Source organism: Streptomyces sp. HUAS MS02 (assembly GCF_055702265.1).
Map to the genome: position 1 here is coordinate 7,143,616 of NZ_CM146747.1, position 24,551 is coordinate 7,168,166.

The 24,551-nt window shown below is 71.9% G+C and carries 23 protein-coding genes and 1 pseudogene; 8 read left to right on the forward strand and 16 right to left on the reverse strand.

What is annotated here, in order from left to right:
• Window positions 1-154 precede the first annotated feature (154 nt).
• Entirely contained in the window at window positions 155-469 is a 315-nt protein-coding gene (locus tag ACZ9QC_RS30695) for a hypothetical protein (protein WP_472916082.1), read from the forward strand.
• Between the two features lie 197 nt (window positions 470-666).
• Complete coding sequence (locus ACZ9QC_RS30700; protein ID WP_472916083.1) at window positions 667-1,314, forward strand: DUF4360 domain-containing protein; 648 nt, start codon at window positions 667-669, stop codon at window positions 1,312-1,314.
• A 233-nt stretch (window positions 1,315-1,547) separates the two neighbouring features.
• Here ACZ9QC_RS30700 and ACZ9QC_RS30705 read toward each other — a convergent pair whose 3' ends face one another.
• On the reverse strand, window positions 1,548-2,738 hold the full coding sequence (locus ACZ9QC_RS30705) for a winged helix DNA-binding domain-containing protein (RefSeq protein ID WP_472916084.1): 1,191 nt from the start codon (window positions 2,736-2,738) through the stop codon (window positions 1,548-1,550).
• 89 nt (window positions 2,739-2,827) lie between these two features.
• On the reverse strand, window positions 2,828-3,784 hold the full coding sequence (locus tag ACZ9QC_RS30710; protein ID WP_472916085.1) for a phosphotransferase family protein: 957 nt from the start codon (window positions 3,782-3,784) through the stop codon (window positions 2,828-2,830).
• A gap of 197 nt (window positions 3,785-3,981) precedes the next feature.
• Here ACZ9QC_RS30710 and ACZ9QC_RS30715 point away from each other — a divergent pair, with 197 nt between their 5' ends.
• Window positions 3,982-4,275: a hypothetical protein gene (locus ACZ9QC_RS30715; protein ID WP_184894986.1), complete on the forward strand. Its 294-nt coding sequence runs from the start codon at window positions 3,982-3,984 to the stop codon at window positions 4,273-4,275.
• A 20-nt stretch (window positions 4,276-4,295) separates the two neighbouring features.
• On the opposite strand, the pseudogene pspAB reads toward ACZ9QC_RS30715, so the two are convergent.
• From pspAB to glnA, 4 genes and pseudogenes are all read right to left on the reverse strand, one after another.
• Window positions 4,296-4,465: pseudogene (gene pspAB / locus ACZ9QC_RS30720) on the reverse strand (PspA-associated protein PspAB); the annotation flags it as partial.
• A 79-nt stretch (window positions 4,466-4,544) separates the two neighbouring features.
• The gene (locus ACZ9QC_RS30725) at window positions 4,545-5,975 is read right to left on the reverse strand and encodes a HEAT repeat domain-containing protein (protein ID WP_472916086.1); all 1,431 of its coding nucleotides are present in this window, start codon (window positions 5,973-5,975) and stop codon (window positions 4,545-4,547) included.
• An 8-nt stretch (window positions 5,976-5,983) separates the two neighbouring features.
• Window positions 5,984-6,241, reverse strand: a complete 258-nt coding sequence (locus tag ACZ9QC_RS30730) for an SCO2583/SCO2584 N-terminal domain-containing protein (protein WP_045555415.1) — start codon at window positions 6,239-6,241, stop codon at window positions 5,984-5,986.
• Between the two features lie 115 nt (window positions 6,242-6,356).
• A complete protein-coding gene (glnA, locus tag ACZ9QC_RS30735; RefSeq protein WP_472916087.1) occupies window positions 6,357-7,766 on the reverse strand; it encodes a type I glutamate--ammonia ligase in 1,410 nt (469 codons plus the stop codon).
• Between the two features lie 198 nt (window positions 7,767-7,964).
• On the opposite strand from glnA, the gene ACZ9QC_RS30740 reads away from it, so the two are divergent.
• A complete protein-coding gene (locus ACZ9QC_RS30740) occupies window positions 7,965-8,432 on the forward strand; it encodes an RDD family protein (protein WP_472916088.1) in 468 nt (155 codons plus the stop codon).
• Between the two features lie 72 nt (window positions 8,433-8,504).
• Here the strand turns inward: ACZ9QC_RS30740 and ACZ9QC_RS30745 are convergent, their stop codons facing one another.
• From ACZ9QC_RS30745 to lipB, 4 genes are all read right to left on the reverse strand, one after another.
• Window positions 8,505-9,206: a DUF4191 domain-containing protein gene (locus tag ACZ9QC_RS30745; RefSeq protein ID WP_472916089.1), complete on the reverse strand. Its 702-nt coding sequence runs from the start codon at window positions 9,204-9,206 to the stop codon at window positions 8,505-8,507.
• Between the two features lie 150 nt (window positions 9,207-9,356).
• Complete coding sequence (locus ACZ9QC_RS30750; protein WP_472916090.1) at window positions 9,357-9,560, reverse strand: SCO2195 family GlnR-regulated protein; 204 nt, start codon at window positions 9,558-9,560, stop codon at window positions 9,357-9,359.
• Window positions 9,561-9,831: 271 nt separating this feature from the next.
• Window positions 9,832-10,797 (reverse strand): lipoyl synthase, encoded by a 966-nt coding sequence (gene lipA, locus ACZ9QC_RS30755; RefSeq protein WP_472916091.1) that lies wholly within the window; start codon window positions 10,795-10,797, stop codon window positions 9,832-9,834.
• 322 nt (window positions 10,798-11,119) lie between these two features.
• On the reverse strand, window positions 11,120-11,911 hold the full coding sequence (gene lipB, locus ACZ9QC_RS30760) for a lipoyl(octanoyl) transferase LipB (RefSeq protein ID WP_472916092.1): 792 nt from the start codon (window positions 11,909-11,911) through the stop codon (window positions 11,120-11,122).
• A gap of 405 nt (window positions 11,912-12,316) precedes the next feature.
• Here lipB and ACZ9QC_RS30765 point away from each other — a divergent pair, with 405 nt between their 5' ends.
• Window positions 12,317-13,756 (forward strand): regulator, encoded by a 1,440-nt coding sequence (locus ACZ9QC_RS30765; protein WP_469072988.1) that lies wholly within the window; start codon window positions 12,317-12,319, stop codon window positions 13,754-13,756.
• Between the two features lie 144 nt (window positions 13,757-13,900).
• Here the strand turns inward: ACZ9QC_RS30765 and ACZ9QC_RS30770 are convergent, their stop codons facing one another.
• Both ACZ9QC_RS30770 and ACZ9QC_RS30775 read right to left on the reverse strand, forming a co-directional pair.
• Complete coding sequence (locus tag ACZ9QC_RS30770; RefSeq protein WP_472916093.1) at window positions 13,901-15,298, reverse strand: NAD(P)/FAD-dependent oxidoreductase; 1,398 nt, start codon at window positions 15,296-15,298, stop codon at window positions 13,901-13,903.
• Between the two features lie 290 nt (window positions 15,299-15,588).
• The gene (locus ACZ9QC_RS30775; protein WP_472916094.1) at window positions 15,589-16,512 is read right to left on the reverse strand and encodes a TIGR01777 family oxidoreductase; all 924 of its coding nucleotides are present in this window, start codon (window positions 16,510-16,512) and stop codon (window positions 15,589-15,591) included.
• A gap of 104 nt (window positions 16,513-16,616) precedes the next feature.
• On the opposite strand from ACZ9QC_RS30775, the gene ACZ9QC_RS30780 reads away from it, so the two are divergent.
• Complete coding sequence (locus tag ACZ9QC_RS30780; protein WP_472916095.1) at window positions 16,617-17,105, forward strand: GNAT family N-acetyltransferase; 489 nt, start codon at window positions 16,617-16,619, stop codon at window positions 17,103-17,105.
• A 20-nt stretch (window positions 17,106-17,125) separates the two neighbouring features.
• On the opposite strand, the gene ACZ9QC_RS30785 is transcribed toward ACZ9QC_RS30780, so the two are convergent.
• Window positions 17,126-18,310, reverse strand: a complete 1,185-nt coding sequence (locus tag ACZ9QC_RS30785; RefSeq protein WP_472916096.1) for a MarP family serine protease — start codon at window positions 18,308-18,310, stop codon at window positions 17,126-17,128.
• A 378-nt stretch (window positions 18,311-18,688) separates the two neighbouring features.
• Here ACZ9QC_RS30785 and ACZ9QC_RS30790 point away from each other — a divergent pair, with 378 nt between their 5' ends.
• Window positions 18,689-19,480: a peptidoglycan recognition protein family protein gene (locus tag ACZ9QC_RS30790; protein WP_316729148.1), complete on the forward strand. Its 792-nt coding sequence runs from the start codon at window positions 18,689-18,691 to the stop codon at window positions 19,478-19,480.
• Between the two features lie 116 nt (window positions 19,481-19,596).
• Window positions 19,597-19,893, forward strand: a complete 297-nt coding sequence (locus ACZ9QC_RS30795; protein ID WP_472916097.1) for a hypothetical protein — start codon at window positions 19,597-19,599, stop codon at window positions 19,891-19,893.
• 25 nt (window positions 19,894-19,918) lie between these two features.
• Here the strand turns inward: ACZ9QC_RS30795 and ACZ9QC_RS30800 are convergent, their stop codons facing one another.
• From ACZ9QC_RS30800 to aceE, 3 genes are all read right to left on the reverse strand, one after another.
• The gene (locus ACZ9QC_RS30800; protein WP_472921858.1) at window positions 19,919-20,437 is read right to left on the reverse strand and encodes a DUF4240 domain-containing protein; all 519 of its coding nucleotides are present in this window, start codon (window positions 20,435-20,437) and stop codon (window positions 19,919-19,921) included.
• A gap of 62 nt (window positions 20,438-20,499) precedes the next feature.
• Entirely contained in the window at window positions 20,500-21,516 is a 1,017-nt protein-coding gene (locus tag ACZ9QC_RS30805) for a helix-turn-helix transcriptional regulator (RefSeq protein WP_472916098.1), read from the reverse strand.
• Between the two features lie 291 nt (window positions 21,517-21,807).
• Entirely contained in the window at window positions 21,808-24,510 is a 2,703-nt protein-coding gene (gene aceE, locus ACZ9QC_RS30810; protein WP_472916099.1) for a pyruvate dehydrogenase (acetyl-transferring), homodimeric type, read from the reverse strand.
• Window positions 24,511-24,551 lie beyond the last annotated feature (41 nt).

The window sequence follows — 24,551 nt, forward strand, 5'->3', positions numbered from 1 at the left end:
GCTCGAAAACCCGTGTTCCACCCCTGTCACAGGACCCGTCAGATCCCTTCTGGCCAGGGGCGATTGTCAGTGGGGGGTAGTAAAATAGAAGCAGTGTTCGAGGGTTGCCGACGGGGGATTTCCGGCGGCGCCCAGACCGCGACAGGAGGATGTCTTGCCCGCTGCCGCACTGAAGTCGAAGCCGCTGCCCACCCAGTCCACCGTCCAGCACCCCGTTCTGCTCGACCTGCCCTACGAGCCGGTGGTGAAGCACACGCTGCCGCCGGGCCGTCCGCGCGAGTGGTACATCACCCACAATCGGCGCCTGAAGGCCATGCGCCTCGCGATCGCCCTGCTCGACTCCGGTGTCTACATGCCGAACCAGGCGCGCAACGAGACGATCCGGAGCACGGCGGAGGTCATCGGGGTGCACCCGCCGTCGGACACCACGTGCCACATGGTGCGGGCGCTGATGCGTTACAGCCGCTGAGGCTGAGCAAAAAGGGGCGATCTCCGGCCGCCAGGGTTGGCCGGAGATCGCCCTAGTCCTGCCCGCCCGGGGTCCATACGATGCGGTCGCCCCTCGGTCTTCACAGCTGCTTCACAGGTTGCCGCTTCAAGGATCACAGGGCACTCGCGCATGCCTATTGGCATGTGCATGACTGTCATTAGATCGGAGAACCCCCCATGGTTCGTGGTCTCCTCCTGGGCGGCGCCGTAGCCGCCCTCTTCGCCAGTGCGCTGCCCGCGCAGGCCGATTCCCCCTTCGAGGACCCGCCCCCGGACAAGATCATCATCAAGGTCGCCACGGTGAACGGCTCCGGCTGTCCCCAGGGCACGGCCGCAGTCGCCGTCTCACCGGACAACACGGCGTTCACGGTGACCTACAGCGACTACCTGGCCCAGGTGGGCGGCGGCGCGCCGTCCACCGCGTTCCGCAAGAACTGCCAGCTCAACCTGATCGTCCACGTGCCCGGTGGCTTCACCTACGCCATCGCCAGCGTCGACTACCGCGGCTTCGCCTCGCTCCAGCGCGGCGCGAGCGGGGTGGAGAAGGCCTCGTACTACTTCCAGGGGTCCCCCGACACGGCGTCCCGGACCCACACGTTCAACGGCCCGCTCGACGACAACTGGCAGGCCACGGACGAGACCGACTGGGCCCAACTGGTGTGGGCGCCCTGCGGTGTCGAGCGGAACTTCAACATCAACACGGAGCTGAGGGTCAACCGGGGGACGTCGCCGGCGGGCAGCACGAGCTTCATGACGATGGACTCGACGGACGGGGACATCAGCACGATCTATCACCTGGCCTGGAAGGAGTGCCCCGGCAAGTGAGCCGTGGTGCCGGGTGCGCCTCTCTCCGAGGGCACCCGGCGCTTGGGTCGGTCTTTCGGCCGCGGGCCGGTGGGGCGTCTCGCGCAGTTCCCCGCGCCCCTGAAAGCCGCTGAGAAGCACGGGGCGCAGCCCCTGCTTCTCAGGGACACGGGGAACTGCGCGAGCAACCACGAACCACCCGTACCCGCCGACGAAACACGCACCCCCGAGTCATCAGGCGCCCGGCACCCCCGTCACGCGCCGCCCACCAGCTCCTTCTCCAAGGGCGTCCGGAACCGAGGCGTGACCCGGGTGTCACCCACCCACCCCGCAAGCCGCGCGGCCTCCTCGCGGATCCTCTCCTCGGCCTCCCGCCCCACCCCGTCCGTGTCCAGCAACCGCCACACGACCTCCCCGTCCGCCCGCTGGGCCCACCCGCCCACCACCCGGCCGTTCCACCACACCGTCGGGCCGACGTTGCCGCTGTAGTCGAAGAGGGCGGGGCGCATCCCGGGGTCGAGGTACCAGTCGCGTTCGCGCCACCCCATGGCCGTCGGGTCGAGCGCCGGGAGCAGCGCGGCCCACGGCTCGCCGGAGTCGGGGACCGGCTCCTCGTCCTCGGCGGTCACGAACCCCGTGCCCTCGTCCAGCGTCACGGCCCGCGCCCCGATCGCCGCCAGCGCCCGCCGCACCTCGGTGACACGCCACCCCGTCCACCACTTGAGGTCCGCCTCCGTCGCCGGGCCGCAGGCCGCCAACCACCGGCCCAGCAGGGCCGCCTGTGCCTCGGCCGCGTCCAGCTCGGGGTGCGCGGGGGCCACGGCCCAACGGAACTGGCTCGACGTCCAGGAGCCGAGCGGCCGTCCCCGGACAACCCTGCCCTCCACGCCCAGCACCTTGAGCAGACGGGTCGAGACGGTGTGCGTCCCCTCGTAGCTCTTGCCCGCCGCGTACACGAACCGCTCCCGCAACCTCGGCTCGTCCTCGGCGAGTTCGGACGCCGTTGCCTGGCCCCGGCGGGCCAGCGCGGTCAGCGCCGAATCCTGGACGTCCCTCAGCCAGGCCGCGTCGGGGGCCCCGGCCGCCGCCATGTCCTTGAGCAGCGCGGCCCTCTCCCGCGCGGCGACCGTGAGACCGGTCGAGGCGTGCACCACGGCGGTCAGCTCCGTGGGGAACACGAAGACGGTGTGCCGCATGCCGTGCATCCGGACGAGCGTGCGGTCCGTGTAGAGCGCCCGCTCGGTCTCGGCCACCGTCCGCGTGGCGTCGGCGAGCCGTGCGCCCACGGCCAGGAACACGGTCGCGGGATCCGAGCCGTGCAGTGCGACGAGCGTGGCGGCCACCTCCTCGGGACCCGCCGACCGCGCCGATCCGGCCAACCGCTGCCGCAGCCCCAACCGCACGCGCCGCTCGCCCACCCCGATGTACCGCCGCACGTCACCCATGCCGGCCATCCTCCCGGACCCCACTGACAATCCGGGCCCACCGAAAGCCCCGCACGACCGTGGGAGCCGGGCTCTTCCCGGCTCCCTCCCTACGCGTACCGCTCCAGCACCCCGCCCACATACGCCTCCAGCCGCGCCGCCAGCACCTCCGGCGTCAGATCCGTCCGGCCCAGCTCCCGCCAGGGCCCCGCCAGCTTCTCCGCGTCGGGCGCGTACCCGAGGGCGTCCAGCAGCAGCCAGTACAGGTGGTCCCGGTCCTGGGAGAGCCGGCGCCCACCGCGCGCCTCGTACCGCGCACGGAACCCCGACCCGTACTCGGCGCCGTACAACAACGCCACGGTCGTCGAGCAGTGCGCCACATCCAGATCCGCGGGCCCCCACGAGGTCTCCACCCAGTCCACGACCCCGCCGATCCGCAGATCCCCGCGCCCACCCGCACCCGCGCCCGCCCCCGTGAACAGCACGTTCCCCGGATGGAAGTCCCGGTGCAGGAAACACCCCTCGTACGCGGGAGCCTCCCGCCGGATCACGTCCACGGCCCGTTCCCACAGCGGGCCCCCGGGCGTGGTGGCCCGGTCGGGCGAGGTCCAGGCCTGGTAGGTGCGAGGCCGTTCGTCGGGTACGACCGCGTGGATCCGGGCGAGCTGTCCGGCGAGCAGGTCCAGCCGCTCCTCCAGGTCCGCGTCCTCCGCCACCCGCACGGACCCCGGCAGCAGGGACATCAACAGCGAGGGGTGGTCCGTGAGTTCGGCCGTCGGGTCGACGGCGTGCAGGACGGGTGTGGGGATGTCGTCGTACGGGGCGAGCAGGATGAGTATCCCGGCCTCGCGGCTCAACAGCCCCGGCGCGTGCAGCCGGAAGAACGGTTTCACGAACGACCGCAGGACGAGATCCGTCCCGTCGTCGAGGGTCAGCCGGCGCATCCGCGACGTCCAACCTCCGCGCAGATCGGTCCAGTTCCGTACGGCGCGGCCCTCGGGGAGCTGTTTGCCCACCCATGCTCGGGTCGCCGCCCACTCCTGACCGTCGAAATCATCGAATGTCATGGAGGCAGCATCCCCGAGGATCCCCGTGGATCCCCGATAAATGGGATGCCCCCGCACCCGTCACACGAGCATCCTGGAACCGCGGAGCGAAGGCCCCCGGAACACCGGGCCCGTGCACGACGGGCACCACTTTCCGGCCCCGGGGCTACTCTTCCCCGCACAGTCATCACCCACGCCACGCCCCGAGGAGTCCCGTCATGGGCACCTTGATCCTGTCGGCGACCGTGGTCCTGGTCGTCATGGGTTTCTCCAACCAAGTCCTCTGGCTGGCCGCTGTCGCCCTGCTCTACCTGTACGTCCGCTACGGCCGCACGGGGGGAGGCTCGGCGACGTCCTCGCCGGGTCCCCCGGCGGGCGGCGGCGCGGCTCAGCCCTCCTCCTATCGCGCGTACCGCGATCGCCGTGACCAGCAGGCGAAGTGGGAGCGCCGCTACCGCCGTGAACGGCCTTTCGAGACCCGTCGGCAGGAGCGCGACAAGAGCAACAAGTGACGGCGTCCCCGGGGTCGGGGTCACAGCCCCGGGGCGCCCCGATCGGGAACCACCGGCTCAGCTCGGGTTCGATCCGCAACTCGTCCCCGAGCACGGCCCGGACCCGTAGCTCCAGCGCGTTGTCCCGCCGCTGCCCGCCACCGGGGAGCGGCGCGAACGGATGGAACGTCCCGCGCTTGTAGAGCTGGACGATCCCGATCCGGTCACCCATGAACCGGTCTGAACCGGTCTGAACCAGTCTGAACAGGTCGCGATCGGCCCGCTCGGTATCAGGCGCCGAGCCCGGCCTCCCGCTTGCGCAGCCGCAGTACGTGGTCGCTGAACAGGTGGTGGCCGCGATCGAGCAACGCGCCCACCTCCGGGTCCCCGAGCCGCACCTTCGCCGACGGATGCCACCCCTGCACGGACTGCCCGGCCCAGGTCCGCAGTCTGTCGTCCGCGTCGTCCAGCAGTGCGACGGCCGCCCGCAGCCGGGCGACGCCACCGCGAGCGTCCAACAAGCGGAAGGCGGCCACCCGCACATGCCGCGGCCGCTCGGGCCCCAGCCGTCCCGTCAGCCACTCCTCGGGCAGCTGTTCCGCCGACGGCAACAGCGCGAGGGTCGCCTCACGGACGACCCCGGGCTCGGGATCGTCGATCAGGGGCCGCAGCCGCCGTAGGTCGGACACGTCGAGCAGCCGCAGGGCCGCCACGGCACGGGCCCGTACGCCGGGCACCGGATGGGCGAGAAGCGGCCACAGCAGTCCGGCGTCCGCCCGTTCCCCGCACTCGGCGAGCCCGATGACATGCCCCGGCCGCAGCGCCGGATCGTCCGCCGCCGCGCACCGGGCCCGGTACAGCGGCGCCGGATCGGTCCCGCACCGCCGTACGACATACCGGGCGCAGGCCCGTACCAGCGCGGACCGGTCGCCCAGGAACGCCACCGCGTCCTCCGGCCGCCCGGCCCGCCGCAGCGCGGTGACCCCTGCGGAGCGGGCACGGGGATTGCGGGCGCCGAGAAGGAGTTCGAGCACGTCGTCGTACGGCGCCTCCGCCACGGCGGCCAGCGCGGCGTCCGCGCACAGGTCCTGCACGACGACGTCGCCGTCCCGGGCGGCGGTACGGGCGAGCTGGGCGGGAGAGAGGAGCCGCTCCTCGACCACCAGCCGGTAGGCGAAGCGGCGGACGGCGGGATCCGGGGCCGTGAACAGGGGCGCGAGCAGGTCCGTCGGGGTCCGGCGGAGCACCTCGGCGAGCAATTCGACGGCGAAGGCGCCCCGGTCACGGCGTCCGGCGAGCAGGATCAGCGGGGCCAGGACGACGGCCGCGCTCGGGTCGAGCGCCGCACGCAGGAGGGAGCGAGCACGCTCGCGCACCGGCCCGGCCCAGTCGGCGGCGCGCACGACGAGCAGCGGCACCAGATCCGGATACGCCGTGGCAGGCCGCAACGCCGCCTCACGCACCCGGCCGTCGTGGTGGCACAGGGCGAGGGCGAGCCGTGCCTCGGTGGGTGCCACCCGGCGCGCGCGGATGCCGAGCCAAGTGCGCCGGCCCTCGACCTCGTCCCGCGTCGGCAGCAGGTCCCGGCTCACCCAGCAGCGCGTGCCCGCGTCCAGGTCGAGCCAGGCGCGGGGCGCGGTGACATCGACAGAGTCCCGCAGCTCCCCGCCCCGTACGAGCCGCAGCGCGGCTTCGCCTCCGCCCCGGAGGTCTTCGCGCATGCCCGACCTCAGTACGAAGAGCGGTAGTTGACGTACCCGATGAGTGCGATCAGCCCTGCCACGCACCCGAAGACGATCACCGTCGACACCCAGGACGACCGGCGTGGCGTCCTCGGCCCCGGGTCGGCGCGGAAGGGCTGTGGCGCGGGCGGGTTCTCCTTCCAGCGGGCCGCGAGCATCCGGGCCCGCGCGGAGGGCTCCTTGTGCTCGGCGCCGTCCGCCCACTTGATGTCGAACTCCCGCTCGTCGTCGTCCTGTTCGGGCATCCCCGTGTCTCCCCGTCATCTCTCGAACAGTCGTGCCAGAACCATACGACGACGCCCCCGTCCCGGGAAACGGGAACGGGGGCGCCGCCGTGAAGACGTACGGACTACGCGTCGATCACACGTCGAAGTACAGCTCGAACTCGTGCGGGTGCGGGCGCAGCTGCAGCGGGGCGATCTCGTTGGCGCGCTTGTAGTCGATCCACGTCTCGATCAGGTCCGGCGTGAAGACGTCGCCCTGGAGGAGGAACTCGTGGTCGCGCTCCAGCGAGTCGAGGACGGCCGGGAGCGAGGTCGGGACCTGCGGGACGCCCGCGTGCTCCTCGGGGGCCAGCTCGTAGAGGTCCTTGTCGATCGGCTCGGCCGGCTCGATCTTGTTCTTGATGCCGTCGAGGCCCGCGAGCAGCAGGGCCGAGAAGGCGAGGTACGGGTTGCCGGAGGAGTCGGGCGCGCGGAACTCGACACGCTTGGCCTTCGGGTTGGAACCCGTGATCGGGATACGCATGGCCGCGGAGCGGTTGCGCTGCGAGTAGACCAGGTTCACCGGGGCCTCGAAGCCCGGGACCAGACGGTGGTAAGAGTTCACCGTCGGGTTGGTGAAGGCCAGCAGCGACGGGGCGTGCTTGAGGATGCCGCCGATGTAGAAGCGGGCGGTGTCCGACAGGCCCGCGTAACCGGCCTCGTCGTAGAAGAGCGGGGAGCCGCCCGACCACAGCGACTGGTGGACGTGCATGCCCGAGCCGTTGTCACCGAAGATCGGCTTCGGCATGAAGGTCGCGGTCTTGCCGTTGCGCCAGGCCACGTTCTTCACGATGTACTTGAAGAGCTGGAGGTCGTCGGCCGCGGCGAGCAGCGTGTTGAACTTGTAGTTGATCTCGGCCTGGCCGGCGGTGCCCACCTCGTGGTGCTGGCGCTCGACCTGGAGGCCGGACTTGGCCAGCTCCAGCGAGATCTCCGCGCGCAGGTCGGCGAAGTGGTCGACCGGCGGGGTCGGGAAGTAGCCGCCCTTGTAGCGGACCTTGTAGCCGCGGTTGTCCTCCAGCGCACCGGTGTTCCAGGCGCCGGCCTCGGAGTCGATGTGGTAGAAGGACTCGTTCTCCGAGGTCTTGAAGCGCACGCTGTCGAAGACGTAGAACTCGGCCTCGGGGCCGAAGTACGCGGTGTCGGCGATACCGGTGGACGCGAGGTACGCCTCGGCCTTCTTCGCCACGTTCCGCGGGTCACGGGAGTACTGCTCGCCCGTGATCGGGTCGTGGATGAAGAAGTTGATGTTGACCGTCTTGTCGCGGCGGAACGGGTCGACGCGCGCGGTGGACAGGTCGGCGCGGAGCGCCATGTCGGACTCGTGGATGGCCTGGAAGCCGCGGATCGAGGAGCCGTCGAACGCGAGCTCCTCGGCCGGGTCGAAGGCCTCGGCCGGGATCGTGAAGTGCTGCATCACACCCGGCAGGTCGCAGAAACGGACGTCGACGAACTTGACGTCCTCGTCCGCGATGAACTTCTTGGCCTCGTCGGCGTTCTGGAACATCCAGCTCCTCCTACTCCCGACGTCTCGTGCCGGGGTGGTAGTTCGTTCGTGCGGCCAGTGCGGTGGCACACGCTGCTCTCGACCCTAGGGACGGGTGATTTCTCGTACGTGACCCATTTGTTTCGCACAAGTTAACCGGACATCCCACCCCGGACCCCACCTGTCCGTATGGCAGAACGGTCGCAGTACCGTGGTCGGGTGGACAAGAGGCAAGCAATCGGATCGTGGCTCTCCGGCCCCCGCGAAGCCGCGGAGGCGGCCGGAGTCGACTTCGGGTACAGGGGAGAGCAGCTCGGTCTGCCGGAGGAGGGGCCCGGCTCCATCGCCCGCCCGGGCCGCCGTCTCGGGGCCCTCGCGGTCGACTGGGGTCTGTGCCTCTTGATCGCATACGGCCTGATCACCGACGGCTACGACCAGGCCACCAGCAACTGGGCCCTGCTCATCTTCTTCCTGCTGCACGTCCTCACCCTGGGCACGGTCGGCTTCACCCCCGGTAAGCGCCTCTTCGGCCTCCGTGTCGTCGCCCAGGACACCGGCACGGTGAACCCCTGGCGCGCCGCCGTCCGCTCGGCCCTGCTCTGCCTCGCCATCCCCGCCCTGGTCTGGGACCGCGACGGCCGCGGCCTGCACGACCGGCTGGCCCGCACGGTCGAGGTCCGGATCTGAGGTTCCGGCACCGAGTACGACGATGGGGGCGCCCGGAGTGATCCGGGCGCCCCCATCGTCGTACTCATGTCGTCAGCGGGCCTTCGGGCCGCCCCTGGGCATGCGCATGCCCTTGGGCATCGGGCCCTTGGGGAGCGGCATGTTGCTCATCAGGTCGCCCATGGCGCGCAGCCGGTCGTTGGTGGCGGTCACCTGGGGGCCGGAGAGGACGCGCGGCAGCTTGAGCATGGTCGTGCGGAGCTTCTTCAGCTCGGTCTGGCCCTCGCCCGTGCCCACGACCAGGTCGTGCACGGGGACGTCCGCCACGATGCGGGCCATCTTCCGCTTCTCGGCGGCCAGCAGGCTCTTCACCCGGTTCGGGTTGCCCTCGGCGACCAGGACGATGCCGGCCTTGCCGACGGCCCGGTGCACTACGTCCTGGCTGCGGTTCATCGCCACCGCGGGCGTCGTGGTCCAGCCACGGCCCACGTTGTCCAGGACCGCCGCCGCGGCACCCGGCTGGCCTTCCATCTGGCCGAACGCGGCCCGCTCGGCACGCCGTCCGAACACGATCGCCGTCGCGAGGAAGGCGAGCAGGAGGCCCAGGATGCCGAGATAGATGGGGTGACCGATCAAGAAACCGATCGCGAGGAAGACACCGAAGGTGATGATTCCGACAGCCGCGAGTACAAGACCGATCTTCTTGTCGGCCCTGCGGGTCATCTTGTACGTGAGAGCGATCTGCTTGAGTCGCCCGGTGTTCGCAGCGTCCGCTGCGGGTTCCTTCCTCGCCATGGCACGAAGTCTACGTGTCCGGGGAAGCGAGGACGACGGCGGTGCCGGTGGGGACCGGAGACCGGCGGCTGCGCTGGGGAAGCGGCGCCGGGCGGCGGCGGTGCCGGCGTGGTGCGGCGTTCATGCGGAGCGGTGGTTCGTCGTGCGGTGTTACGAGGTGCGCGAGGAGACGGCCGCTTCGAGGACGCGCTCGGTCTCGACACGGTCCTTGGCGCGGCGGCGGTCCTCCAGGACGGAGGTCCAGGCGTTGCGACGGGCGGTGCGCTGACCGCTGCTCATGAGCAGCGATTCGACGGCACGGAGTGCATCGGTGAATGACGGGATCGCTGTGGCGCGAACGGGCGCGGCCTGCATGGGAGGTCCCCCTCGGAATGGTTCTGCTCTGGCTAGGACCCTGTACCGGGCGTGAAACCAGGGTCACTGATTGGTGTTACCAGGGCGTGACCGACCGGTCAAACGCCAGTGAAGCCTTGATACGCGGCTTTTGAACCCCGACGCGGCCCTGACGCTGCCCTCATCTGCGAGGACGGTCAGGACCGCGGTCAATCGGCCATTACCGGCGAGTAGCCTCTTGTGCTCGGATTCACACGAATCGAGTGGCACTCCGTGCCATTTGGCGTAAGGGTCAGACGGCCTGCGAGGCGACGTAGGAACCCCGCTTCTCGACAGCCATCTGGTACAGGCGGCCGGCGCGGTACGAGGAACGGACCAGCGGTCCGGACATCACCCCGGAGAAGCCGATCTCGTCGGCCTCCTGCTTGAGCTCGACGAACTCCTGCGGCTTGACCCAGCGCTCCACGGGGTGGTGCCGGACGCTCGGGCGCAGGTACTGGGTGATGGTCACCAGCTCGCAGCCCGCGTCGTGCAGCTGCTTGAGCGCCTCGCTGACCTCCTCACGGGTCTCGCCCATGCCGAGGATCAGGTTCGACTTCGTGACCAGACCGTAGTCACGGGCCTCGGTGATGACCTTCAGGGAGCGCTCGTAGCGGAAGCCGGGGCGGATGCGCTTGAAGATCCGGGGGACCGTCTCGACGTTGTGCGCGAACACCTCGGGGCGGGAGGCGAAGACCTCCTCCAGCAGCTCCGGGACGGCGTTGAAGTCGGGCGCCAGCAGCTCGACCTTGGTCTGGCCGTCCGCGCGCTCGGCGGTCTGCTGGTGGATCTGCCGCACGGTCTCGGCGTACAGCCAGGCGCCGCCGTCCTCCAGGTCGTCGCGGGCGACGCCGGTGATGGTGGCGTAGTTCAGGTCCATGGTGACCACGGACTCGCCGACACGACGGGGTTCGTCGCGGTCCAGCGCCTCGGGCTTGCCGGTGTCGATCTGGCAGAAGTCGCAGCGCCTGGTGCACTGGTCGCCGCCGATGAGGAAGGTGGCCTCGCGGTCCTCCCAGCACTCATAGATGTTGGGGCATCCGGCTTCCTGGCAGACGGTGTGCAGGCCCTCGCTCTTCACGAGGCTCTGCATCTTCGTGTACTCGGGGCCCATTTTCGCCCGGGTCTTGATCCACTCGGGCTTGCGCTCGATGGGGGTCTGGCTGTTGCGGACCTCCAGGCGCAGCATCTTGCGTCCGTCGGGTGCGACTGCGGACACATCGGCTCCCTGTGCTTCGATTCTTCGGCGTCCACCAGGGTACGCCCGTACGGTTCTCGGTCCCCGGGGTGGTCAACCTTCGGCTTCGCGGCGACATTCCCTCGCGTTCGCGCTCCGCTCGGGGGTGGGTGGCTGTGCGCGGGTCCGGTGGGGGCCGGTCGCGCAGTTCCCCGCGCCCCCGAAAAAGCGGGCTGCGTCCTGCTTTTCCGGGCCGAAAAGCACCGGGCGAAGCCCCTGCTTCTCAGGGGCGCGGGGGACTGCGCGAGAAGCTCCACCGGCCCGCGCCCGCCAACGGATCGGACCCCCCGCCTCCTGACGCGGCTTACGCCGACGCCCGCTCCACCACCCGCGGCTTCATCTCAGCGTTCTCCAGCACATCCCGAAGGTGGCGCTCGGCCACCGGCAACACCTCGGCGATCGTGATGTCGCGGCCCAGTTCGGCCGCGAGTGAGGCGACCCCCGCGTCACGGATCCCGCACGGGATGATCCGGTCGAACCACTTGTTGTCCGGGTTCACGTTCAGCGCGAAGCCGTGCATGGTGACCCCCTTCGCGACCCGGATCCCGATCGCCGCGATCTTGCGGTCCTCACGCCGCTGCCCCGCGTTGGACGGCGCGTACTCCGGCCCGTTCATCCGGGGGTCGAACTCGTCGTCGGTCATCCGGGGGTCGAGGTCCAGCGACAGCCCGCCGAGTCGTTGCTCGACCGGGTCGCCGAGCACCCACACGCCGCTGCGGCCCTCGACCCGGGTGGTCTCGACGCCGAACTCCGCGCACGTCCGGATGAGGGCCTCCTCCAGGCGCCGTACGTGTGCCACCACGTCGACCGGCCGGGGCAGCTTCTGGATCGGGTAGCCCACCAGCTGGCCGGGGCCGTGCCAGGTGATCTTGCCGCCGCGGTCGACGTCGATCACGGGGGTGCCGTCGAGGGGGCGCTCGTTGTCGGCCGTGCGCCGCCCGGCCGTGTAGACCGGCGGGTGCTCCAGGAGCAGCACGGTGTCGGGGACCTCGTCCGCGAACCGCGCCGCGTGCACCCGGCGCTGCTCGTCCCAGGCCTCCTGGTACTCGACGGCCTCCGTGCCGAACCCCATGCGGACGAACCGCAACCCACTCACGGCAAGCGCCTCCCTCGGCGGTGCAGCCGGGCGGCGGCACCGCGATAGCCCTGTGGCTCTGTCAGGCGCGTGACGCGCCCAAGCCACTGTACGACCGCGGGCTCGCGCACTGTTCGAGCGCCCTCCGGCACCGACGGCCGTCGTACGCGGCGCGGGGGTGCGGGCCGATGCTCGTCGTACCGATCGGCCGCCGGGCGTACGAGGGGCCCAGCCGGCGCGTGTCGGAGGCCACCCACGTCAGCCGTGCGGCAAATCCTCACACGATCGGATGAATGGACGCGGAAATGTGCGATCGGACGCTTACTCTCCGCTACATTCGCGCCGTTCACAAGGCCGCAAAAGGCTTCTCACCAGGCAATCCGGGAAACCCCGCCGACACCCGGAAGGCAGGAGACCGCACCGCAGATGACGGAACGACCCGCGCAGCGCACCCCCAACCGCCAGCTCGCCGCCCTCATCGCAGAAGCGGGGTTCTCGAACGCGGGACTAGCGCGCCGTGTGGACCAGCTCGGTCTCGAACACGGCCTCGACCTGAGATACGACAAGACGTCCGTCACCCGCTGGCTGCGCGGTCAGCAGCCCCGGGGGACGACTCCCGCACTCATCGCCGAGGTGTTCACCCGCCGCCTCGGCCGCCGGCTCACCGCCCAGGACCTCGGCCTGGACGCCTGCGCCCCCGTCTACGCGGGCCTGGAGTTCGCCGCCACCCCCGAGGAGGCCATCGACATCGTCGGCGGCCTGTGGCGCAAGGACTCCGGCAGCCACGCCGAACTCCGCAAGATCGCGTTCACACCCGCCGGGCTGGTCGTCCCCAGCCGCGACTGGCTGATCGGCCGGGCCGACGACCGGGTCGGCCGGGGTGATCCGGGCGCCACCCGGGTCCCCCCGCAGGGCCGCCCGGCCGTCCCCCGGCAGCGCAGCCAGACCGAGCGCGGCCCCGGCCAGAAGGTCACCGGCGGGGACATCGCCGCCCTCCGCTCGGTGGGGGAGCTGTTCCGCGCCCTCGACGACGCGTACGGCGGCGGCCACGCCCGCCAGGCCCTCGTGCGCTACCTGGAGCACGAGGCCGAGCCCATGCTGCGCGGCGCCTACGGCGAACAGATCGGCCGACGGCTGTTCGCGGCCGCCGCCGACCTGACCCGGCTGGCCGGCTGGACCTCGTACGACATCGGCGCGCACGGGCTCGCCCAGCGGTACTTCGTGCAGGCGCTCAGGCTGGCGCAGGCGGCGGGGGACCGGGCGTACGGGGCGTACGTGCTGGTCACGATGAGCCGTCAGGCGGTCTACCTGGGGCACGGGCGGGAGGCCGTGCAGCTCGCGCGCGTCGCCCAGCAGGGCGTCGGGTCCGCCGTGCCGCCGGTGGTGCAGTCGCTGCTGCACTCCGTAGAGGCACGCGGGCACGCGGTACTGGGCGAGGTGCGGGCCTCCACGGCCGCGCTGGTCCGCGCCGAACGCGCCCTGGAGACGGCCCGCCCCGGGGACGAAGTCCCGTACTGGGCGCGGTTCTTCGACGAGGCGCAGCTCGCCGACGAGTTCGGGCACAGCCACCGCGACCTCCAGCAGTACCGGGCGGCCGCCCAACACGCGGAACGCTCCCTGCAGTTGCGGGCACCCGCGTATGCCCGCAGCCGCCTCTTCTGCCGAGTCGTCCTCGCCTCCGCCCGCCTCGGCCTCGGCGAACTCGACCAGGCCTGCCAGCTCGGCGCGGAGGCCGCGGGCCAGGCCGCCGAGATGCGGTCGGTCAGGGCCGTGGAGTACGTCCGCGACTTCGAACGCCGACTGGAGCCGTACCGGGACGCGGCCCCCGTGCGGGGCTACCGGGACAAGGTGGCGGCGCTGATGTAGGCGCGCGGCACACGGTAGGGGCGCCCGGAGTTCTTCCGGGCGCCCCTACGCCGTTCACACGGCCCCGCGAGGGCCCTGGGGCAGCCGAGCGGGTCCCCACCGTCCCGCAGGCCCCAGGGGCCTCCCGGTCGGCCCCGCCGGGTCTCACGCGGCCGTTTCCAGCGGCTCCTTAAGGAACGTCGGGTGGGCGTCCAGGTCGGTCAGGACCGCATGGGCGGCCCGGCGGGCGGAGTGCAGGGCGCCCTGGACGGTGCTGGTGTCACGGTGGTCGCCGCAGACGTAGAGGCCGGCGAGCAGACGCACCGGGCGGCGCAGGTCGTGCGGCGCGGGCATCGCGGGGACCGCCTCGGGGACGTGGTACGCGGCGAGCAGTTCCCAGCGGGTCGTGGACGTGCGGTAGAGACGGGCCAGTTGGGCGCGGACCGTGGCGTCGAGGTGGGCGGCGTCCGGGGGAGTGCCGAGGACCGTGGAGGTGATCAGGGCGCGGCCGGCCGGCGCCCGGCTCGGGTCGACCTGGCTGATCACCGCCGTGTGCGAGACGGGTCCACTGCGGTCGGCGTCGAGGAGCAGCGCCGGTTCGGTCAACGGAGGCTCGTCCGTGGCGTGGTGCAGGACCGTCACCGGGTGGAACCCCGGCACGCGCAGACCGGGGAGCAGTTCGGCGGCGGACCGGGCGTCCGTGGCCAGCACCACGGCCCGGCAGGCGAGTTCCCCGTGGTCCGCCGTGGTCACCGAGGTCGTGCTGATGGCGGTCACCCGCACGCCGGTACGGACCGAGCCCGGCGGCAGCGCCGCCGCGAGGAGTTCCGGCAGGGTGTCGGCGCCGCCCTCCGGGACGCAGAGCCGGCCGGTCGCGTAGGTGTGCAGGGCCAGGTCGGCGCAGCGGCTGGAGGTCGCCAGCGCCGGGTCGGCGAGCAGCGCGGTCAGCAGGGGACGGACGAAACCGTCGATCGTCCGGGGCGGGAAACCCCGGGTCGCCAGGGCCTGGGCGGCCGGGACCTCCGCCCGGGTGAGCAGCCGTTCGGGCGCGGTCGCGGCGAGCCGGGCCAGAGCCATGGCCAGCCGGGACTGGTCGGCGGGAGCGCCCAGCCGACCGGGCCGGGTGCCCGTGGAACGGCCCTGCGGGCGGCCCTGGTTCCGGGGGAGCCTAGGGGCGCTTGCGAGGGCGCGCGCGGCTGTGAGTGCGCCCCTCGCGCTTCGCAGGACAGGGGTGGCGCCGGCCCGCTGATGACGTCCGTCGGAGTGCAGCAGGACGCCGGGGGCGAACGGGCGCAGGGCCAGGGTGTCCACGCCCGGGGTGCGGCGCAGTTCCGGGTACGACGTGGAGAGCAGATGCGTCGTCCGGTCGAGGCGGAAGCCGTCGATCTTCTCCGTGGACATACGGCCGCCGACGGCGGGGGCGGCCTCCAGGACGAGGGTCCTGAGACCCGCCCTGGTCAGATGTCCGGCCGCAGCGAGGCCGGCCACGCCGGCTCCTACGACGATGACGTCCACGTTCGCCGTGTCCGCCTGGTACGCCGACTGGTGCACCGACTCAAGCACGTGCCCCTCCCGAGGTCGCGCGGCTGCGGGGACGTTATGCCCCCAACACCCATCTGAAATACCTGAGTTCGGCACGAGAGTGAAGGCGGGGCCCGGCTCCGGGGAAGGAGCGTGTGACCTCGCACGGAGGCATGGGCGGGGTGCGTGTGCGCCGGGCGTTCGGGGTGTGTGGGTTCACTGGCGACCGCGGGACGAAAAGCCAGGGGCGCAGCCCCGGCTTTTCAGGGGCGCGGGGAACTGCGCGAGAAGCCCCACCGGACCCGCACCCGACGACGTACCCCCGGCACCACCTACCGCCCCGCCGCCACCCGAATCGCGTCCTCGATCTCCGGATACCTGAACGTGAACCCCGACTCCAGCAACCGCGAGGGAACCGCCCGCGTGCTGCCCAGGACGTCACCGGCGACACCCCCGAGCGCGAGCCGCAGCGCGGGCGCGGGCACCGTGAACAGGGTGGGCCGGTGCAGCACACGCCCCATCGCCGCCGTGATCTCACGGTTGGTGCGCGGGGTCGGCGCCGTCAGGTTGAACGGTCCGGACAGCGACGGCGTGAACAACAGGTGCCGCAGCGCCGCGACCTCGTCGTGCAGGGAGATGAAGCTCCAGTACTGGCGGCCGTCCCCCATCCGCCCGCCCAACCCGGCCTTGAACAGCGGGAACAGCGGACCCCACGCGCCCCCGCCCTGGGCCACCACCAGCCCCGTACGGGCGAACGCCGTACGGATCCCGGCCTCCCGCGCGGCCCCGGCCGCCCCTTCCCATTCCACGCACAACGCGGACAGGAACTCCGACCCCGGCTCCGCCGACTCGTCGACCACCCGGTCACCGGTGTAGCCGTAGAACCCGATCGCGCTGCCGTTCACGAACACGCTCGGCGGGGTGTCGAGCGCGGCGGCGGCCTCGGCGAGCGTCCGGGTGCCGCGCACCCGGCTCTCGCGGATCGTCGCCTTGTACGCGTCCGTCCAGCGGCGGGACGCCACCCCCGCGCCGGCGAGGTTGACGACGGCCGCGCACCCCGCGAGCCCCGCCCCGTCGACCCGTCCCGCGTCCGGGTCCCAGCGCACCTCGCCACGTGCCCGGGGCTCCCGTCGCACGAGCCGGAGCACCTCGTAGCCGTCCTCGGTCAGGGAACGGGCCAGCGCCGAACCGATCAGGCCGGACGCACCGGCGATCGCGATACGAGAACCGGGCGGAACGGGTGATTCGAGGGTCATGCCCACTATCCTGCCCGGCGGGCGGGGCGAACGGCGGCCCGGGGCTCGCGAAGCAGCCCGAACCGGCCGCCCGACAGCCGGTTCGCCGCCGTACAGTGGCCGCCATGCCCGTTCCGTACATACGCCTCGCGACCTCGGACGACGAGGACCCGCTCGGTCGCCTCGACCGCGAGACCTGGTCCACGCTGCACTCCGTCCAGGAACGGCCCGCACAGCCGTACGAGCCGTTCTTCAACGAGCGGTACGGCCCCCACGACCACCTGGTGGCCGAGATCGGCGGCAGAGTCGTCGGCTACATCCGCCTCGCCCTGCCCTCCAGCCTCGCCTGTCACGCGCACGTCCGCCAGATCCAGGGTCTCGCCGTCGCGGACGAGGCACGCGGCTCGGGCGTCGCACGCGCCCTGTTGCGCGCCGCCCAGGACGAGGCCCGGCGGCGCGGCGCACGTCGGCTCACCCTGCGCGTCCTCGGCCACAACACGCCCGCCAGGAAGCTCTACGAGTCCGAGGGCTTCGTCGTGGAGGGCGTCCTGCCGGAGGAGTTCCGGATCGACGGGGCCTATGTGGACGATGTGCTGATGGGCCGTCGACTCTGAGGCGTCACGCCGTCACGCCGTCACGCCGTCACGAGGTCGCCCGTGTCCACCGGGGCCGTCGCGTTCGCGGCCCGCTCCGCGTCGGGGACGACCTCGTCCACGGTGAGTACGTAACCCGTCTCCGCGTCCGAGGTGGAGCGGGCGAAGACGACGCCGAAGACCTTGCCGTCGGTGGTGAGGAGGGGGCCGCCGGAGTTGCCCGGGCGGACGGTGGAACGGATGGAGTAGATGTCGCGGGTCACCGAGTCGGTGTTGTAGATGTTCCGGCCGGTCGCGTCGATACGGCTGGCGACCGTGGCCGCCTGGAGGTCCAGACCGCCGTCCTCCGGATACCCGGCCACCACCGCCGCGTCACCACGCCCGGCACTGTCGTCGAATCGCAGCAGCGGGGCCCGCAGACCCGGGACGTACAGCACCGCCACGTCCTTGTCCGAATCGAACAGCACCACCTTCGCCGCGTACGCCTTGCCCACGCCCCCCACCCGCACGGTCGGCTCGTCGATGCCGGCCACCACGTGGGCGTTGGTCATCACCCGCTCGGTGGCGAACACGAAGCCGCTGCCCTCGCGGCCCTGGGTCCCCGCGACGCCCTCGATCTTCACCGTGCTGCGCTTGGCCGCGTCGGTCGCGGCCGGGGTGACGCTGTCGCCGGAGGGCTTGGCGACCTCGGCCGTCGCCTCGTTCTCGAAGGGGTTGAAGACCTGCGGGAAGCCCGCCTCGGTGAGCGCCGAGGTGGCGTTGGAGAACCAGGCCGGGGTGGTCTCCGGCATGGTGTTCTGCACGGCGCCGAGCAGCGCGGAGTTACGGATCGAGTTGGTCACCACCGCCGACGAGGAGGCCCCGAGGACGCTCGCGGCCACCCAGGCCACGATCAGCACGGCGACCGTGTTGGCCGCGGCCCCGCCGACGCCGTCGGCCACCCGTAGCGGACTGCGGTCGATCTCCCGGCGCAACCGCAGCGCCAGCCGGCCCGCCAGCTCGTGCCCGATCACGCCCGGCACCAGGACCGTCAGCACCGCCGTGATCGTCGCCGCCGGGGTTCCCGCCTCCACCAGCTCCATCATCCAGGGCAGCACCCAGACGCCTATCGCCGCGCCGCCCACGAAACCGGCGAGGGACACACATCCCGCGACCAGGCCGCGACGGTAACCGGACGCCGCGTAGGCCAGGATCACCAGCATCAGCAGGATGTCGAGCACGTCCACTCCGACCGCCTCTCTCTAGGGACCCTGTAGTACGCGCGGCACGGGGACAGTGATCAGCTCCGCCCGCGCGGCAACCCGAGGGCCCGCGCGAACCGGCCATCGGCGCGCCGTCTCCGCCCCGAATAGTAAAAACGCCCCGGACCACGGCGTTGGTTCCTTCCGCTTCCCCCGGGTGGCCCACTCCACATCGCGGCCCGCGCGCATCCGGGTGACTGTGGGGCCATGCGTGTGTTCCGGATGTCGCGGGGGGCGCGAATACGGCGGCTGCCGCGCGTGTGGCGCCGCCGCACACGGACGCCGCGCGCCCCGGACCCGGCCCGGCAGCGGCCGCGCCGGTCCCATGGCCGCAGGCGCCCGGCCCGGGAGCGTATGCGCCGGATGCGGGAGCGGATGCGCCTGGCCCGGGAGCGGGTGGACCTGCCGCGGCCGGTCCTCCTGCTGCTGGCCTGCCTGCCGGGGCTCGCGGCCGTGCTCGCCCTGGTGCTGTTCGCGATCGGCGCGGACCGTACGGACGAGCGCGCCGACGGGCCCGCCACGACCCGGCCCGCGCTGCCGCACCAGGCGCCCCGGCCCCCCATCGTGCCCAGGTCCCGCTGGCTGGAGAAGGACGCGCCCACCCAGCCGCCCGCTCGCTACGACGACGAGGTCGCCGCCGTCTTCATCCACCACACGGACTCCCCGAACGGGTACGACTGCGCCGACGCCCCCCGCATCATCCGCGGCCTCTACACCGGCCAGACCGGTGCCAAGCACTGGGACGACATCGGCTACAACTTCCTCGTCGACCGCTGCGGCACCATCTACGAGGGCCGCGCGGGCGGCGTCGACCGCGCCGTCACCGGCGCCCACACCCAGGGCTTCAACCACCGCACCACCGGGATCGCCGCCCTCGGCACCTTCACCGCCGGGGTGCCCGTCCCGCAGGCCATGACCGACGCGATCGCCGCGCTCGCCGCGTGGAAACTGGGCCTCTCCGACAGCGACCCCCGGGGCAGCGTCCGGCTCACCTCCAGCAACAGCCTCAGCCGTTACGCCGCCGGCACCACGGTCCTGCTGCCCACCCTCGCGGGCCACAGCGACGGCTTCATGACCAGCTGCCCCGGCGCGGCCCTCGCCGAGCGCCTGCCCGCGATCCGGGAACAGGCGGCCCGCCTCCAGGGCCGCTCCTAGCCCGACCGCTCGCGGCGACCACTCACCCGTTCACAGACAGCGCGCCGCCGGCTCACAGAGTTCTCCGAGATCCGCGCCCTACCTTCGTCGTGTCACGCCGACCGGAGGTGGGGAAAATGATCAGCAGCCGTACGGAGCACACGTCCCGCGCGCCGAGGAAGTCCTGGACCTCGGCCCTGTCCTCGGCCCTCAGGAGCCCGTGGACGGTGGCCTGCGCGACCGCCGTCGTCGTGCTCGGTCCGTCCGCCGTCACCGCGTCCGCGCTGGAGCGCGCCAACTCGGCGCCCCTGCACGGCGCCTCGGCCCCCGCGCACCCGGGCCCGGGCGAGGAGCGACGCCAGCACGGCGGGCCGTACACCACCGAACAGCACGCCTACCTGCCGCGCCCGACGAACCGCGGCCTGCGCGCCTGAACCCGCCGCGCCCCCGTCCCGCGACCTAGGCCTGGAAACGCTCCCAGAGCTTCGGGCAGCGTTCCGCGAGCGCGGAGTCGTCCTCGAAGTCGAGCGGGGTGCCCTCGGGTTCGCCGGGCGGGGGCGGGATGCCGAGGTCCGGGGCGACCACACCGGTGAGCTGCTCGTACGCCTCGTCCGCGGCGTAGCCCAGTTCCTCGCCGTCCCCGTCGATCTCCTCGTCGAAGTCGTCCAGCAGATCGGCGAGCGCGTCGGGGTCGTGCACCGCGCCCTCGAAGACCTCCCGGCCCTGGCCGATCAGCCAGCAACGGAAGTAGTCGAACGCGTCGTCACTGGCACCGCCCAGCAGCACCGTGGCGGCGGCCCAAAGGTCCCAGGTGTACGCGCGGTTGTAGCGGGACTCGAAGTGCCGCGCGAAGTCCAGCACCGCCTCCGGGTCCAGTCGGCCGAGCCGTTCCACGAGCAGGTCGGCCTGGTCCTCGGGATCGCCCTCGGCATCCTCCCGGGCCGTGTCCACCAACTCCCAGAACTCCGTCTCGTCCATCACTGGTCCAGCATCGTGCCTGGGAGGGTGGGACGCACGTGGAAGAACGACCCATTCTTGCCTCAGGGCGCCCCGTACAGCCCGGCGAGCCGGCGCGCGTCCTCGGCGAACCGCTCCCGCAGCCCCTCGGGAGCCAGCACCTCGACCTCCGCTCCCAACGCGGTGAGCTGGATGTATGCCACCTCCTCCGACTCCACGCGGAGGGCGACGGTCACCCGGCCGTGCTCGTCGGGGGCGTCGGCCACGGCACTCAGCGCGTCCCGGGCCGACACGGGGTCCACGACGTACGGCAGCCTCCGCACCCCCTCCGCCGACAGCCGCACGACGACCTCGGCGCGCAGGATCGACCGGGCGAATCGTTCCGCCTGCTCGTCCCAGTGGGCCGGGAGATCGAACTCCTCGTCACGCGTGAAGCGGTCGTCGCCGGTGTCGACGCCGGTGAAGCGGTCGATGCGGTAGGTACGGAAGACCCCCGGACCCGGCCGGCTGCCCGGGCCGGAAGGGGCGCCCGCGTCGGGGACCCTGGCGCACAGGTACCAGACGCCGGCCTTGAGCACGAGACCGTACGGCTCCAGGCCGCGCTCGACCTCGGTGTGCCCCTTGCGGTACCGCGCGACGATCCGGCGGTCGTCCCAGACCGCGTCCGCCACGGTGGGCAGCAGCTCGGGGGTCTTCGGCTCCTTGAACCAGCTCGGCGCGTCGAGGTGGAACCGCTGGGAGGCCGTGCGGGAGGCGTCGCGGAGGGAGGGGAGGAGGGCGGCCGAGACCTTCAGCCGGGCGGCGGAGGCGGCGTCCTCCAGCCCCATCTCCCGCAGCGCGCCCGGCACACCGCTGAGGAACAACGCCTCGGCCTCCGTGCGGGCCAGCCCCGTCAGCCGTGTCCGGTACCCGCCGATCAGCCGGTATCCGCCGGCCCGGCCCCGGTCGGCGTAGACCGGGACGCCCGCCTCCGACAGCGCCTGGGCGTCCCTGGTCACCGTCCGCTCCGACACCTCCAGTTCCCGCGCGAGTTCGGCGGCGGTCATGGAGGGCCGGGACTGAAGCAGCAACACCATCTTGATCAGCCGGGCAGCACGCATGGGGCCATGATGCCGGGCCGATGTGACAAAAGGGGGTGCGATGTCGGGTGCGTTGTCCGGCTGCGGGTGGGCGGGGGTTGCTCGCGCAGTTCCCCGCGCCCCTGAGAGACCAGGCCCTGCGGGCCTGAAAGACCACGGCCCCGCCGGCCTGGAGAAGCGGCGGGGCCGCGGGGTGAAGAGCGCGGGGCGCAGCCCCGGCTGTCAGGGGCGCGGGGAACTGCGCGACCAGCCCCCACCGGAGCCGCCCCCGCCGACGAACCCGCGCCCCCCGAGTCATGAGGCGCCCGGCCCCTACAACCCGTACCGCTCCCGCGCCTCCTTCACCGCCGTCGCCTTGACCTCACCCCGCCGGGCGAGCTGCGCCAGCGCGGCCACCACGATCGACTGCGCGTCGACGCCGAAGTGCCGCCGCGCCGCCTCACGCGTGTCGGACAGTCCGAAGCCGTCCGCCCCGAGCGACGAGTAGTCCTGCTCCACCCACTGCGCGATCTGGTCCGGGACCTGCCGCATGTAGTCGGAGACCGCCAGCACCGGCCCCTCGGCCCCCTGCAGCGCCTGCCGCAGGAACGGCACCCGCTCCTCCCCGCGCAGCAGCGCGGCGTCGGCCTCCAGCGCGTCCCGCCGCAGCTCGCTCCAGGACGTCGCGGACCAGACGTCGGCCGCCACCCCCCACTCCTCCGCGAGCAGCTTCTGCGCCTCCAGGGCCCAGTGGATCGCCGTACCGGAGCCGAGCAGCTGCAGGCGCGGCGCGTTCGCCACCGGGGAGAGCCCCGCCGACTCGGCCGTGTTGAAGCGGTACAGGCCCTTGACGATGCCCTCGTCCACGCCCGCCACGGCCGGCTTCGCGGGCTGCGGCAGCGGCTCGTTGTAGACGGTCAGGTAGTAGAAGACGTTCGGGTCCTCGCCGGGGGCGGCCTCGCCGTACATCCGTCGCAGACCGTCCTTGACGATCGCCGCGACCTCGTAGGCGAACGCCGGGTCGTACGTCAGCGCCGCCGGGTTGGTCGCCGCGATCACCGGGGAGTGGCCGTCGGCGTGCTGCAGGCCCTCGCCCGTCAGGGTCGTACGGCCGGCCGTCGCGCCGACGAGGAAGCCACGGCCGAGCTGGTCGCCGAGCTGCCACATCTGGTCGGCGGTCCGCTGCCAGCCGAACATCGAGTAGAAGATGTAGAACGGGATCATCGCCTCGCCGTGCGTCGCGTACGACGTCGAAGCGGCGATGAAGTCGGCCATCGAACCGGCCTCGGTGATCCCCTCGTTGAGGATCTGCCCGTCCTTGGCCTCCTTGTAGTACATCAGCTGGTCGCGGTCGACCGGCTCGTACGTCTGGCCCTTCGGCGAGTAGATCCCGAGGGACGGGAAGAGCGACTCCATACCGAAGGTGCGGGCCTCGTCGGGGACGATGGGCACCCAGCGGCGGCCGGTCTGCTTGTCGCGGACCAGGTCCTTGACGAGCCGGACGAAGGCCATGGTCGTCGCCACGTTCTGCGAGCCGGAGCCCTTGTCGAAGGAGGTGAAGGTCTTGTCGGCGGCGGCCGGCAGCGGGGCCAGCGCGTGCGTGCGGCGGGCCGGGGCGGGACCGCCGAGCGCGGCGCGGCGCTCCTGGAGGTAGCGGACCTCGGGGGAGTCGGCGCCCGGGTGGCCGTAGGGCACGACCCCGTCGACGAAGTCGCTGTCCTTGATGGGGAGTTCGAGCAGATCACGCATCTGCTTGAACTCGTCCGTCGACAGCTTCTTCATCTGGTGGTTGGCGTTCTTCGACGCGAAGCCCTCGCCGAGGGTGAAGCCCTTGACGGTCTGGGCCAGGATGACGGTCGGCGCGCCCTTGAACTCGACGGCGGCCTTGTAGGCGGCGTACACCTTGCGCGCCTCGTGACCACCGCGCGAGAGGTGGAAGCACTCCAGGATCTTGTCGTCGCTCAGCAGCTTCGCCATCTCGACGAGCGCCGGGTCCTTGCCGAAGAAGTCCTGGCGGATGTAGGCGGCGTCACGGGTCTGGTACGTCTGCACCTGGGCGTCGGGCACCTCGCGCAGACGGCGTACGAGCGCGCCGGTGGTGTCCAGCTGGAACAGCTCGTCCCAGGCCGAGCCCCAGAGCGTCTTGACGACGTTCCAGCCGGCGCCCCGGAACTGGGCCTCCAGCTCCTGCACGATCTTGAAGTTCGCGCGGACCGGGCCGTCGAGGCGCTGCAGGTTGCAGTTGATGACGAAGGTGAGGTTGTCCAGGCCCTCACGGGAGGCCAGGGCGAGTGCCGCCGTGGACTCGGGCTCGTCCATCTCGCCGTCGCCGAGGAACGCCCAGACGTGGGAGTTCGAGACGTCCTTGACGCCGCGGCTGGTGAGATAGCGGTTGAAGCGCGCCTGGTAGATGGCGGAGAGCGGGCCGAGGCCCATGCTCACCGTCGGGAACTCCCACAGCCAGGGCAGCCGGCGCGGGTGCGGGTACGACGGGAGGCCCTCGCCGCCCGACTCGCGGCGGAAGTTGTCCAGGTGGGACTCGTTCAGCCGGCCGTCGAGGAAGGCGCGGGCGTAGATGCCGGGGGAGGCGTGGCCCTGGATGTAGAGCTGGTCGCCCGAGCCGTCGGCCTCCTTGCCCTTGAAGAAGTGGTTGAAGCCGGTCTCGTAGAGCCAGGCGGCGGAGGCGAAGGTGGCGATGTGGCCGCCGACGCCGTATTTGGAGCCACGGGTGACCATCGCGGCCGCGTTCCAGCGGTTCCACGCGGTGATACGGCGCTCCATCGCCTCGTCACCGGGGATGCCCGGCTCGGCGGCGGTGGGGATGGTGTTGACGTAGTCCGTCTCGAGCAGCTTGGGCAGCGCGATGCCGTTGCCCTCCGCACGCTCCAGGGTGCGGCGCATCAGGTAGGCCGCGCGGTGCGGCCCGGCCGCCTTGGTGACGGCGTCCAGCGAGGCCTGCCATTCGGCGGTCTCCTCCGGGTCGCGGTCGGGGAGCTGGTCGAGCGCGCTCGGCTGGATGGCGTTGGAGTCGGTCATTGCGCCGCCTTCCTCAGTCGAAGGGGGTTCCCTCATCGGTA